10 protein-coding genes are annotated in these 12,899 nt (G+C 51.5%); 2 read left to right on the top strand and 8 right to left on the bottom strand.

Features of this window, described 5'->3' with window-relative positions; translation table 11 throughout:
* Window positions 1–8: 8 nt before the first annotated feature.
* From proW to ETV65_RS20220, 4 genes are all read right to left on the bottom strand, one after another.
* Window positions 9–1,208 (bottom strand): glycine betaine/L-proline ABC transporter permease ProW, encoded by a 1,200-nt coding sequence (proW, locus tag ETV65_RS20205; RefSeq protein ID WP_129954877.1) that lies wholly within the window; start codon window positions 1,206–1,208, stop codon window positions 9–11.
* A complete protein-coding gene (proV, locus tag ETV65_RS20210) occupies window positions 1,205–2,401 on the bottom strand; it encodes a glycine betaine/L-proline ABC transporter ATP-binding protein ProV (protein WP_129954878.1) in 1,197 nt (398 codons plus the stop codon). Before proV ends, proW begins: the two co-directional genes overlap by 4 nt.
* A 589-nt stretch (window positions 2,402–2,990) precedes the next feature.
* The gene (locus tag ETV65_RS20215) at window positions 2,991–3,704 is read right to left on the bottom strand and encodes a response regulator (RefSeq protein WP_129954879.1); all 714 of its coding nucleotides are present in this window, start codon (window positions 3,702–3,704) and stop codon (window positions 2,991–2,993) included.
* Window positions 3,697–5,349, bottom strand: coding sequence for a sensor histidine kinase (locus ETV65_RS20220; RefSeq protein WP_129954880.1), 1,653 nt, complete (start codon window positions 5,347–5,349; stop codon window positions 3,697–3,699). The genes ETV65_RS20215 and ETV65_RS20220 overlap by 8 nt, the downstream gene beginning before the upstream one ends.
* Before the next feature lie 319 nt (window positions 5,350–5,668).
* Here ETV65_RS20220 and ETV65_RS20225 point away from each other — a divergent pair, with 319 nt between their 5' ends.
* Both ETV65_RS20225 and ETV65_RS20230 read left to right on the top strand, forming a co-directional pair.
* Entirely contained in the window at window positions 5,669–7,024 is a 1,356-nt protein-coding gene (locus ETV65_RS20225; RefSeq protein WP_129954881.1) for a 2-hydroxycarboxylate transporter family protein, read from the top strand.
* Between the two features lie 386 nt (window positions 7,025–7,410).
* Window positions 7,411–7,962 (top strand): hypothetical protein, encoded by a 552-nt coding sequence (locus ETV65_RS20230; RefSeq protein ID WP_129954882.1) that lies wholly within the window; start codon window positions 7,411–7,413, stop codon window positions 7,960–7,962.
* 100 nt (window positions 7,963–8,062) lie between these two features.
* Here ETV65_RS20230 and mgrA read toward each other — a convergent pair whose 3' ends face one another.
* The 4 genes from mgrA to nrdI form a co-directional block, all read right to left on the bottom strand.
* Window positions 8,063–9,106 (bottom strand): L-glyceraldehyde 3-phosphate reductase, encoded by a 1,044-nt coding sequence (gene mgrA, locus ETV65_RS20235; protein ID WP_129954883.1) that lies wholly within the window; start codon window positions 9,104–9,106, stop codon window positions 8,063–8,065.
* Window positions 9,107–9,340: 234 nt separating this feature from the next.
* Entirely contained in the window at window positions 9,341–10,324 is a 984-nt protein-coding gene (gene nrdF / locus ETV65_RS20240; RefSeq protein WP_129954884.1) for a class 1b ribonucleoside-diphosphate reductase subunit beta, read from the bottom strand.
* Window positions 10,325–10,344: 20 nt separating this feature from the next.
* Window positions 10,345–12,507 (bottom strand): class 1b ribonucleoside-diphosphate reductase subunit alpha, encoded by a 2,163-nt coding sequence (nrdE, locus tag ETV65_RS20245; RefSeq protein WP_129954885.1) that lies wholly within the window; start codon window positions 12,505–12,507, stop codon window positions 10,345–10,347.
* The gene (gene nrdI / locus ETV65_RS20250; RefSeq protein WP_129954886.1) at window positions 12,489–12,893 is read right to left on the bottom strand and encodes a class Ib ribonucleoside-diphosphate reductase assembly flavoprotein NrdI; all 405 of its coding nucleotides are present in this window, start codon (window positions 12,891–12,893) and stop codon (window positions 12,489–12,491) included. Before nrdI ends, nrdE begins: the two co-directional genes overlap by 19 nt.
* Window positions 12,894–12,899: the final 6 nt, after the last annotated feature.

Genomic DNA, 12,899 nt, shown 5'->3' on the forward strand with positions numbered 1-12,899 from the left:
TGTGTGAATCAGGCTTTCCTGGTGAAAGGCTTCATCACCAGACCGACAGGGCCACGGGTGAACCAGCGGTGACCGCCTTTGCTGCGGCTGTCGCGACCCATCGACTGGGTAAGACGGTCGAGAATAATGGCGAGAATAACGATACCCGCGCCACCCACTGATGCCAGACCCATATCCAGACGTCCGATACCACGCAGTACCATCTGGCCAAGCCCGCCTACGGCGATCATGGAGGCGATAACCACCATCGACAGCGCCAGCATCAGCGTCTGGTTAATCCCGGCCATAATGGTCGGCATAGCCAGCGGTAGCTGAACTTTAAACAGCATCTGTCGCGGGCTTGAACCAAAGGATTTGGCTGCTTCAATCAGATCTTCCGGAACCTGATTAATACCCAGAATGGTCAGACGCACCACCGGTGGCAGGGCGAAGATGATTGTCACCACGACGCCTGGCACGTTCCCGATACCAAACAGCATAACGATCGGCACCAGATACACGAACGCCGGTGTGGTCTGCATGGCATCAAGCAACGGCCGTATAATTTTGGCCGCCTTCTGACTGCGTGCCAGCCAGATACCGAGGGGTAGCCCTATCAAAATACAGAAAAACAGAGACGTCAGAACCAGCGCCAGTGTCACCATGGCCTGTGACCAGGCACCGATTGCGCCAATAAGCACCAGCGAAACCAGCGTGGCGGCACCCATGCCGAAACCGGCCATTTGCCAGGCAAGCAAGGCGAAGACCAGGATCGCAATCGGCGCGGGGAGGGATTCCAGACCGTGCTGGAAACCACTCAGGACGAAATCGACCGGAACACGGATCCCCTGGAATACCGGACGGAAGTTGCCCACCAGCCAGTCGATCCCTTCCGTGACCCAGCGGTCGAGCGGGATCAGCGTGCTGTGAAACGGATCGAGAACATTAAAATGCTGATGATGTTCCGGCGCGATGCTGAGCCAGTCGTTGGTCTGGGCCGCGGCGTGATGTGTGGCGTCCGGTGTGCTGGTCGCGGCATCGCTGCCGCCGCCCCACGGATCACTGCTGCCCGCATCGGCCGGTGCGGCAGAGGTTGCGGCGTCAGCGTGCGGTGCGACACCGCCACTGGCGTTATCAGCACTCCACGGATCCACGGAAGGATCAAGAGCCTGTGCCTGAGCGGCCTGAGCGTGTTGTGTAATGGTGTTATTTAGGATTGAAGTGCTCATTCGTTACCCCCTTCTTTGTCCAGAGCCTGAAGTAGCATGGCTTTGGAAATAATGCCGATATAGTTATTGTCCTCATTGATAACCGGCACGGCGCAAGGCGCAGCGGCAACGTGAGAGATCAGTTCACTGAGCGGCATATCCGCCTGTACGGCTGCCGGCGATTCCAGCAGGGCACTTTCCAGCGACTGATTGGCTTTCAACGCAGTTTTCAGGGATTCAATCGACACCACGCCGATAAATTTCTGACCACGTTCAAGCACATAACCATATTCGCGGTCTTCATCTTCGAGCAACTTGAGCGCGGCACGCGGACCAAAACCGGGGGTTTTACGAATAAGCGCGCCACGACGACGGGCAATGTCTTTGGCGCTGAAGACCTGACTGATATCGACACCACGGAAGAACGTGCGAACGTAGTCATTGGCCGGATTATTAAGAATGTCTTCCGGTGTGCCGACCTGCACCACTTCGCCGCCCTGCATAATAGCGATACGGTCACCGATACGCATGGCTTCGTCCAGATCATGAGAAATGAACACGATGGTGCGCTGATGCTGAGCCTGAAGCTTCACCAGCTCATCCTGCATTTCAGTACGAATTAACGGGTCGAGTGCGGAGAAGGCTTCATCCATCAGCAAAATGTCAGGGTTGTTGGCCATCGCCCGGGCTAAACCGACACGCTGACGCATCCCGCCTGACAATTCATCCGGATAAGAATTGGCATAGTTTTCCAGCCCGACCTGACGCAATGCGTCAATCGCTTTGGCGTTGCGCTCTTCCACCGGCACGCCGGCCAGTTCCATACCAAACGCAGTGTTATTCAACACGGTCAGGTGTGGCATCAGCGCAAAGGACTGAAACACCATACTGATTTTACTGCGACGTACCTGGCGTAATTTTGCTTCTGAGATTTTGGCGATATCTTCGCCGTCGATCAGGACTTCGCCGCGGGTGGGCTCTATCAGACGATTGAGAAGGCGTACCATGGTGGATTTACCTGAACCGGATAACCCCATGATGACGAAAATCTCGCCTTCTTCAATGGCCAGACTGGCATTCTTAACGCCAAGTGAAAGACCGGTTTTCTCAAAAATTTCTTCTTTACCCTTACCTGCGTCAATCATCTTGAAAGCGCGGTCCGGATTTTCACCAAATACCTTATAAAGATTCTTTACTTCGATTTTAATTGCCATGCAATGTGCATTCCTTGGATATAAATAGCCGTATCGGCTCGATGTCTAGTTTTTGTGTTGGACCGTATAGGATTTTGCCTGTAACGAAATAGTGAACGCGTTATACCCTAACACATCGAAATTCTGAGACAAGTCTCAATGTTTCCGGGGAATAATCATGATTGATTTCCAGGTTATGTATTTGTTGGTATTTGGGGTGGCTAATTTCGCCCGGTGAGCGTTGACAATTAATGACAAATTTCCGGGTGAAAATATTTGAGGTTATCCCCCTAATTAAAGGACAGGGTAATCCGTTAAGAATATAGTTAATTTGTTGATTTTAATAAAATTAATAACTTTTTTCTTTGTGGGGTTTTAGCGGGTTTGAATTTTGTAATTTAAATGAAATTAACGTGTGATGGCCGGTGCATATTGGCAGGTGTAAATAGAGATTTCAGATTTGCGTGAAAGCCGGAAATTTACCGGTTGTCTGAAACATGAATATGCACTGAAATAATAGCCTGAACAGGTGGGGTAAGCCGGAAATTGGCCGGTGAGAACACCGGCAGGGAGGGGGTAATTCGCTCAGGGAAACCGACACAATTGGACATCATGACGCAGATTTCCCGCCATCGGCTATTTTGCGATACAGGCGCCTCGGGTGACCGATATTTCCGTACTGCATCTCCACGGCGATAAAGCCAATTTCCACGCAATATTCCAGATAACGGCGGCCTGTCGTTTTGCTGATCCCGACTTCTTCTACCACCTGCTCGACTGACCAGCTGACATCAGGTTTGGTGGTGAACGCACGCTGAACCAGTTCCAGCGTATTCGGCTCAATGCCTTTGGCTGAAGGCGCTGAAGGTGTGTCGGTAGCGGGCAGATTAAACAGTTTATCCAGCGCCCGCTGATCAACAACTTTGACATTACGCAGGGTTTGCACCAGTTGCATGAAGCGTTCAAGTGAACTGCGCAGGCGATGAAATGACACCGGCTTGATAATGTAATCGAACGCGCCACTGCGCATTGCCTGGCTGCAGGTTTGCATGTCGCTGGCGGCGGTGATGAAAATGACCGAACATTCGACACTTTTCAGCAACGGGCTGTCGATCAGATCCACGCCCTGACCATCGGGCAAATAATTGTCCAGCAAGATCAACCGCGGCTGATGCAGCCGCAGCAGAGAACGCGCCTGTTCCAGTGTGGCCGCAATGCCCACCACGCGCAGATTAAAATTTTGCTCGATAAAATCACGATGCAGACCGGCCAGATGCGGCTCATCTTCCACAATCACGACATCAAGTGCGCTGCTGTTATTCATGGTTCTGTCCTGTTAACGCTTCAGCCGGGTACGGGATAAAGACTGAAAATATCGTACCTTGCGGCGTGTTGTCTGATATTTCGATGCTACCACCCGCCTGACGGACATAACCGGCAACCAGATACAGGCCGATGCCATGTTCTGCACCCGTGGCGTCCTGTCCGCTGGAAGGCTTACTGGTGACGCCTTGTTCAAACAGGTGCGGTTTGAGCGCATCTTCCACACCGTTGCCCTGATCGGCGACTTCAATCAGCAGTTCCTGGTTTCTGTCGGAAATATACAATTCAACCGGTGCAGGCGGCGACAGCGCTTTCAGCGTGGCGTCCACGGCGTTATCGAGCAAGTTACCGACTACGGACATCAGCTCGGTTTCGCTAATGCCTGCCGGAATGCGGGTGAGCTGACAAGCCGGGTCGAAACTCAGCCCGACGCCTTTTTCACGCGCGCTGACGTATTTCCCCAGCAGCAGGCCGCACAGCGCGGGTGAGGTAAAGCGCGCTGAGACGAAATCCAGCACCGCCTGTGCGCCTTCCGATTGCGCCTGTATATAGTGCATGGCGTCATCGTAACGCTGCATTTGCAACAAACCTGCCAGCGTGGCGGTCCAGTTGAGCTGTTCATGGCGCATGATGCGCAGATTATCAGCATAGCGTTTCACCTGACTCAACTGGCTGCTCAGCGTATTAATGTCATTTTTATCGCGGAAACTGAATACCCAGCCACTCTCTGCACCGGGTTCCAGTTCGATTGGCACGCGGTTGACGATCACCTGGCGCTGATTAAGTACCGTAATCTGATCATGTTGACTGTTATTTCCACTGATGCCGCTTTGCGTGAAGAATGCGGGAGGCGTCTGAAGCACCTCCGCCAGGGGTTTACCCAGCAGTTCGTTTTCGGGCCGGCGGATATCGAGCAATTCACGCGCAGCCCGGTTAATGGAAATCAGCTGCTTTTCAGCGTTAACCGCAAATACGCCTTCATACATGGCTTCCAGTAAAGCTTTTTGCTGGCGAACCAGCAGGGCGATATCTTTGGGTTCCAGCCAGAACATCTGTCTTTTAACGTTACGGGTAAACATCCAGGAAAAGATAAACAACAATAATAAAAGCAGCAAACCGTATAAACCGGCCTGCGCCAGACGGCGGCCATTAATATTGTCGATATATGAGGTGAGATAACCGACCGAAACAATCCCGATCACCTGGTTATTCGCATCCAGAATCGGGGCTTTGCTGCGTAATGAAACGCCAATGCCGCCCTGACGCACAGAAATAATGGTTTTACCGGCCAGTACACCGGCGTTATCACCGCCGATCATCGGCAGGTCTACGCGATCCGGCGATTCGGAATGATAAAGATGCAGCTCGCGGGTGTCGCCGATGACGATATAACTGGCGTCACTTTTATCGCGTAATGGCTGGATAAGCTGCGCGATGCCGGAAATATCCCGCGCCTTAACTTTCTGCGCCAGCCCTGGCATCAGCGCAATCTCGCTGGCCTGAACCCGGGCACGCTGACCGAGATCATGATGCAACTGGCGGTCGATAATATGAAATAAAATCGCCCCCAGCAGTGCCAGCAACACGCAGGAAAATACCACCAGAGATAAAAAGAGTTTTACCTGAAAAGGTAATCTGAATTTCATACGACCTGCTGCAAGGCGAACTTAAAACATACATTGAATAAGCCTATCACGGCAAAATGTGAGCCGTAATCGCAGAGAAGCAGAGTTGTGAACAGGAGATTAAAATGGCGATGATTTCACACAGTAATGACAGGGTTAAAGGTGGGTTTTACTACTAATCTTATAATCCTTATAAAGCAAGGTGCATTAACACCATAAACACCATAACAACCTTTATCCCTGCGATTTTAATTTGAACAACCTCACATCCGGCTGACCGGTCGTTTTCATATGCTCAGACCATCAATAAGAAAAGACTCCCGAAGAAAGAGGCAATGTCATGAGCACAACCGACGATTCCTACATCGCTGTCAAAGAAACGAAAACCTCCGGCCTTTCAGCCAGACAAAAATGGTGGCACATTCTTGATAACTACAAAATAGGCATCATCCCGCTGCCATTTTTTCTGCTGGCGGGCGTACTGATCCTGCTTGACTGCCTGAACGGCAAGTTGCCGAGCGACATCGTGGTGATGGTCGCCACGCTGGCCTTCTTCGGCTTTGCCTGCGGTGAGTTCGGTAAACGCTTACCTGTGGTAGGGAAACTGGGGGCCGCGGCGATTTGTGCCACGTTTATTCCTTCGGCGATGGTGCATTATGGTCTGCTGCCGGATGTTGTTGTTGACTCCACGGTCAAATTTTATAAATCCACCAATATTCTCTACCTCTATATTTGCTGCATTATTGTCGGCAGCATCATGAGCATGAATCGTCAGGTGTTGATTCAGGGCTTTATGCGTATTTTTGTGCCGATGCTGTGCGGCGAAGTTGTCGGGATGATCGCCGGTATGGCGATGGGCACGGTTTTAGGTTTACCGCCGGTGCAAACCTTCTTTTTCCTGATCCTGCCAATCATGGCCGGTGGTGTAGGAGAAGGCGCAATCCCGCTGTCGATGGGTTACGCGACCATCCTGCATATGGAGCAAGGTGTGGCGCTTGGGCGCATTCTGCCGATTGTTATGCTTGGCGGTCTGACGGCCATTGTGCTGGCGGGTGTGCTGAATCAGCTGGGGAAACGTTATCCACATCTGACGGGTGAAGGCCAGCTGATGCCGTCGGGCAACGGCAAGATGGGCAGCGGTACTGAGGAATTTAACGGTAACCCGGGCGTCAATGCGCTGGCCTGTGGCGCACTGCTGGCGATCCTGTTGTACATGGTCGGAATGCTGGGCCAGAAATGGATTGGCCTGCCGGCGCCCGTGGGCATGCTGTTTGCGGCGGTGCTGGTGAAACTGGCTAACGGCGTTTCGCCGACTATTCAGCACGGTTCAATGACGGTGTATAAATTCTTCCGTACGGCGGTAACTTATCCGGTGTTATTCGCGGTGGGGGTGGCCATTACGCCTTGGCAGGAGCTGATCAACGCTTTCACTATTCAGAACCTGCTGGTGATTGTGACCACCGTAATGGCGCTGGTCGGCACCGGCTTTTATGTGGGTAAGAAAATCGGCATGCATCCTATCGATGTGGCGATCGTCTCCTGCTGTCAGAGCGGGCAGGGCGGCACCGGTGACGTGGCAATTCTGACATCCGGTAACCGCATGACGCTGATGCCCTTCGCGCAAATTGCTACCCGCATAGGCGGCGCAATTAACGTATCCGTCGGATTATTCGTGCTGGCGAAATTCTTCGCATAACATCTTCCCCCCTTCAGCCGAAGGGGGACACAGAGAACGCCCCTGCGTCTGTTTTTAGACACATTGCGGGGGTATTTTTCCGATGAAATAATCCTCCGCATGTCCCGTATTAACGCGCTTATTCAGCCTTAATGCTTCTTATTCCCTTTTAATTGAGTGCCGATGCCTTCTCCTTTCCTATACAAAAGGGATTTTCCTACCCGGGGAAGAATAAGCACTTCCAAAATGCTGATCGATATAAGAAGATTTTATTAATCTTATGAATTTTCAGGATTAAGCTTTCGATTAACGAATGCTTTAGAATTCATTAATTAGAATTGTTCGATTAATTATGGATAATAATTTTTCATTTCTTATTTAATATAGCAATTCAAATTAGGATTTTTATGAATTCAGTCATTAATCGTCGTTTCAGCAAAGCGCTTGCTTTAGCCATTCTTGCAGGAAGCTTGCTTTCCGGGTGTGATTCACAAACTGGTGGGGAAAAGGAAGTGAAATTCGTAAACATTCAACAAGTGGTCGATGAATCTGGTCTTGCTACCCAACAAAAAACCCATCTCGAAGCGGTTTACAAGAGCCTTCAGGGCACGGCTAAACAAGCGGAAGAACTTTATAAAACCATGACACCGGAAAAAGCAGCCCAGGTTCGTCAGGCTGATGCTAAAGCTCTGGATGCCCAATGGCAGGTACAGCTGCAAGCGGCGCGTCAGGTTGTTGCAGATCAGGTTAAAAAGTCGGCTGAACAATACCGTGTTGCCCATAAGATCGATGTTATCTTCCCTGTCCAAACGACGGTAAGTTATTCGAAAGATCTGGATATCAGTAAAGAGTTAGCGGCTCAGTTGAAAAATGAAAAAGTGACTTTTGCCGAAATGCCTAAACTGATGCCGAAAGTGGCACCGCAGCCGACGGTTAAAACACCGGAAGCCAAAAAATAATCTCATTGTTATTCGTTAACCAGTATTCATTTAAAACCCCCCGGCATCTGAATTAACACTTTAATTTTAGTGTTAATTCAGAATGCTGATCTTTATAACACTACTTATCTGACGAAGCCTGCCAAAGATTCAGCTCACCATCCGCCACATGCTTATCGATCGTCGCCAGTTCTTGAGCGGTGAAGCGCAGATTGTTCAGCGCTTGCACATTTTCATCCAGTTGCTCCGGGCGGCTGGCACCAATCAGCACCGACGTTACCCGATCATCTTTCAGCAGCCAGCTCAGCGCCATTTGTGCCATGGTCTGTCCGCGCTGTTGCGCCATGTCATTGAGCAACCGCAGACTGTTCAGGTTCTCTTCTGACAGCATATTGGCATTCAGACCGCGTACTTTATTGCCTTCCACCTGCATGCGTGAACCGTCCGGAATACCCTGAAGATATTTACCGGTCAGCAGCCCCTGCGCCAGCGGGGTAAACGCGATACAGCCTGTGCCATTTTGCTCCAGCGTATTCAGTAACCCGCTCTTGTCTACCCAGCGGTTTAGCAGATTGTAGGACGGCTGATGGATAAGCAGCGGCACTTTCAGCTCGCGTAACAGTTCCGCCATTTTCTGCGTACGTTCCGGCGAATATGAAGAAATCCCGACGTACAGCGCCTTACCGCTTTGCACCGCATAAGCCAGCGCCGCGGCAGTTTCTTCCATCGGTGTTGCTTCATCCACACGGTGCGAATAGAAGATATCAACGTAATCCAGCCCCATACGTTGCAGGCTCTGATCCAGACTGGCGAGCAGATATTTGCGCGAGCCGCCGGAACCGTACGGCCCCTGCCACATGTCGTAACCTGCTTTGGTGGAGATGATCAGTTCATCGCGATATGGCGCGAAATCCTGTTTCAGCAAGCGGCCAAAATTTTCTTCCGCCGAGCCCGGTGGCGGGCCGTAGTTATTCGCCAGATCAAAATGGGTAATGCCTAAATCGAAGGCTTTTTGCAGCAAGGCCCGCTGGGATTCCAGCGGGCTGACATGGCCAAAGCTGTGCCACAGGCCAAGAGAAAGAGCGGGGAGTTTTAAACCGCTCTGGCCGCAGCGACGGAATTGCATGGTTTCATAGCGGGAAGGGGAAGCCGTATAAGGCGTCATGATGTTTCCTTTTTCTGATCGCGTAGGGTTTTGAAACACTGTTTCTATACTAGCGCGGGGAAAAATAACGGCAACATCAGAAAGAGGGTTTTAGCTCCCTCCCCTGCGAAGGGGAGGTGTTTAGACCGGGGTGGGGTATAAATGGCCACTGAGTCGCTGACCCACACCCCATCCCGACCTTCCCCTCGTGAGAGGGGAAGGAGCACAAGCAAACCTTGCTCATCTCGAGGAGAATCAGAAATCCCAGTCCTCGTCTTCGGTGTTGACGGCTTTGCCGATCACATACGACGATCCGGAGCCTGAGAAGAAGTCATGGTTTTCGTCGGCGTTTGGCGATAAGGCGGAGAGGATCGCCGGATTGACGTCGGCCATGCTGGCAGGGAACAGGGCTTCGTAGCCGAGATTCATCAGCGCTTTGTTGGCGTTGTAGTGCAGAAATTTCTTCACGTCTTCGCTCCAGCCTACGCTGTCATAAAGTTCTTCGGTGTAGCGGATCTCGTTGTCATACAAATCCTGAATCAGATCGAAAGTCTGCTCCTTAATCTGACGTTGCCGTTCTGCGCTTTCCAGCGCCAGGGCTTTCTGGAACTTATAACCGATGTAGTAACCGTGAACCGCTTCATCACGAATGATAAGACGGATCAGATCGGCGGTATTGGTCAGCTTGGCGCGGCTTGACCAGTACATTGGCAGATAGAAACCGGAATAGAACAGAAAGGATTCAAGGAACACGCTGGCAACTTTCTTCATCAGCGGATCTTCACCGTCGTAATACGACAAAATGATTGCAGCCTTGTTTTGCAGCGCGACGTTTTCCTCACTCCAGCGGTAGGCTTCATCCACGTCAACGGTGGCGCACAGCGTCGAAAAAATCGAACTGTAAGAACGCGCATGCACTGCTTCCATAAAGCAGATATTCGAGTAAACCGCTTCTTCGTGTGGCGTCACCGCATCCTTCATCAGCGTGGGTGCGCCAGCCACGTTCTGGACCGTATCCAGCAGCGTCAGGCCAGTAAATACGCGGATCGTCAGCTGTTTCTCTTGTGCGCTGAGCGTCGCCCAGGAGGGAATATCATTCGACAACGGCACCTTTTCCGGCAACCAGAAGTTCGACGTCAGGCGGTTCCATACTTCCAGATCTTTATCATCCTGGATTTTGTTCCAGTTGATGGCTTTGCTGACCGGTTGTGGCACTAACAATTGTTTTACTGCGCTCATTTTTAAATCCTTTCAATCGGTTACAGCGTGCAGGAAACACAGCCCTGAACTTCGGTGCCTTCCAGCGCCATCTGGCGCAGACGGATGTAATAAATGGTTTTGATGCCTTTACGCCAGGCATAAATCTGCGCTTTGTTGATGTCGCGTGTGGTGGCGGTATCGCGGAAGAACAGTGTCAGCGACAGCCCCTGATCGACGTGCTGCGTGGCCTCGGCGTAGGTATCAATAATTTTTTCCGGACCGATTTCGTACGCATCCTGGTAATAATCCAGATTGTCATTGGTCATAAACGCCGCCGGATAATACACACGGCCAATTTTGCCCTCTTTGCGGATTTCCACGCGGGACACAATCGGGTGAATACTTGATGTCGAATTATTGATGTAAGAAATAGAACCGGTTGGCGGCACCGCCTGTAAATTCTGGTTATACAGGCCATGCTGCATGACGGAGGTTTTCAGCGCCGCCCAGTCAGCGGTCGTCGGAATGGCAATTCCGGCGTCTGCAAACAGTTCGCGCACGCGCGCTGTTTTCGGCTGCCATTTCTCAGCCTGCGCCTCATCGACATATTTGTCGAAATAGCTGCCGCTGGCGTAAGTGGAATCGCTGAAGCCTTTAAACGACTGCCGGCGTTCGATGGCGATCTGGTTTGATGCGCGGATTGCGTGGAACGCCACGGCGCAAAAATAGATGTTGGTGAAATCCAGACCTTCTGCCGAGCCGTAGTAAATACGCTCACGGCACAAATAACCGTGCAAATTCATCTGGCCGAGGCCGATGGCATGCGAATCCTGATTCCCCTGATCGATAGACGGTACCGAGCGGATATGGCTCATGTCAGAAACCGCCGTCAGCGCACGAACCGCCATTTCTACGGTATTGCCGAAATCCGGCGAATCCATCGCCGAGGCGATGTTCAGCGAACCGAGGTTACAGGAAATGTCTTTACCAATCTCCTGATACGACAGATCTTCGCCGTAGATTGTCGGCGAATTTACCTGCAAAATTTCCGAACAGAGGTTGCTCATGTTGATGCGGCCTTTGATCGGATTGGCGCGGTTAACCGTGTCTTCAAACATCATGTACGGATAACCCGATTCGAACTGAATTTCTGCCAGCACCTGGAAGAATTCACGCGCATTGATTTTGCTTTTATGAATGCGCTTGTCATTCACCATCTCGCGGTACTTCTCGCTGATACTGATTTCTGACATCGGCACGCCATACACTTTCTCGACGTGATAGGGCGAAAACAGATACATATCTTCGTTATTCTTCGCCAGTTCGAAGGTGATATCAGGAATAACCACACCCAGCGACAGCGTTTTAATACGAATTTTTTCGTCAGCGTTTTCACGTTTGGTATCAAGGAAACGCAGAATATCCGGGTGATGAGCGTTGAGATAGACCGCGCCCGCGCCCTGGCGCGCACCGAGCTGATTGGCATAAGAGAAAGCATCTTCCAGCATTTTCATAATCGGGATCACGCCGGAAGACTGGTTTTCGATGCGCTTAATCGGCGCGCCGACTTCGCGGATATTGGTCAGCATAAACGCCACGCCGCCACCGCGTTTGGAAAGTTGCAATGCCGAGTTGACCGAGCGTCCGATGGATTCCATGTTGTCTTCAATGCGCAACAGGAAGCAGGAAACCAGCTCGCCGCGCTGTTTTTTGCCGCAGTTGAGGAACGTCGGCGTGGCAGGCTGGAAGCGGCCGGAAATGATCTCATCGACAAAATGGCTGGCGAGCTGAATGTCGCCACGTGCCAGCGTCAGTGCCACCATGCACACGCGATCTTCATAACGTTCAAGGTAGCGTTTGCCGTCGAAAGTTTTCAGTGTGTAACTGGTGTAATACTTGAAGGCACCCAGAAAGGTTTGGAAGCGGAATTTTTTGGCATAAGCCTGTTTGAAAAGGCGTTTAATGTCGTCAAATTCATACTGGCCGAGCACGTCGGCTTCGTAATAGCCTTCTTCCACCAGATAACGTAGTTTCTCCGCCAGGTTATGGAAGAAAACCGTATTCTGATTGACGTGTTGCAGGAAGTATTGACGCGCGGCCAGGCGGTCTTTATCAAACTGGATCTGGCCGTTAGCGTCGAACAGATTCAGCATCGCGTTAAGCGCGTGATAGTCCGGGCTGCGGGTGCCGGGGTCGGTAATTGCTAGTTCTGTCGCTGCCAAAATTCTGTTACTCCCTGTCTGACCTTTGCAACGTCTTCCGGCGTTCCCAGTAACTCAAAACGGTACAGGTAAGGGACCTGACACTTCTGGGAAATAATATCGCCGGCAATGCAATACGCTGCGCCGAAGTTGGTGTTTCCGGCGGCGATCACGCCGCGGATGAGTGAACGATTATGTTCATCGTTCAGAAAACGGATCACTTGTGTCGGCACCGCGCCTTTGGCCGAACCGCCGCCGTAGCTTGGGACCACCAAAATATACGGCAAGTCCATCCGCAATTTTTCAGGCTGACGATCTATCGGGATGCGGATCGCCGGTAATCCCGTTCTGCCCACGAAGCGATGGGTGTTTTCTGAACTGCTGGAAAAATAGACCAACGGATTCATCCGCCG

Source organism: Rahnella sp. RFA10(1/100), from assembly GCF_004195115.1.
In the GTDB taxonomy this organism is placed as follows: domain Bacteria; phylum Pseudomonadota; class Gammaproteobacteria; order Enterobacterales; family Enterobacteriaceae; genus Rahnella; species Rahnella perminowiae.

Bases quoted from the DNA above. Each gene is read 5' to 3' on its own strand.
- ETV65_RS20230 (WP_129954882.1), top strand. From the start codon at position 7,411: ATGAATTCAGTCATTAATCGTCGTTTCAGCAAAGCGCTTGCTTTAGCC.
- nrdI (WP_129954886.1), bottom strand. From the start codon at position 12,893: ATGAATCCGTTGGTCTATTTTTCCAGCAGTTCAGAAAACACCCATCGC.
- ETV65_RS20225 (WP_129954881.1), top strand. From the start codon at position 5,669: ATGAGCACAACCGACGATTCCTACATCGCTGTCAAAGAAACGAAAACC.
- ETV65_RS20215 (WP_129954879.1), bottom strand. From the start codon at position 3,704: ATGAATAACAGCAGCGCACTTGATGTCGTGATTGTGGAAGATGAGCCG.
- nrdF (WP_129954884.1), bottom strand. From the start codon at position 10,324: ATGAGCGCAGTAAAACAATTGTTAGTGCCACAACCGGTCAGCAAAGCC.
- mgrA (WP_129954883.1), bottom strand. From the start codon at position 9,106: ATGACGCCTTATACGGCTTCCCCTTCCCGCTATGAAACCATGCAATTC.
- ETV65_RS20220 (WP_129954880.1), bottom strand. From the start codon at position 5,349: ATGAAATTCAGATTACCTTTTCAGGTAAAACTCTTTTTATCTCTGGTG.
- proW (WP_129954877.1), bottom strand. From the start codon at position 1,208: ATGAGCACTTCAATCCTAAATAACACCATTACACAACACGCTCAGGCC.
- proV (WP_129954878.1), bottom strand. From the start codon at position 2,401: ATGGCAATTAAAATCGAAGTAAAGAATCTTTATAAGGTATTTGGTGAA.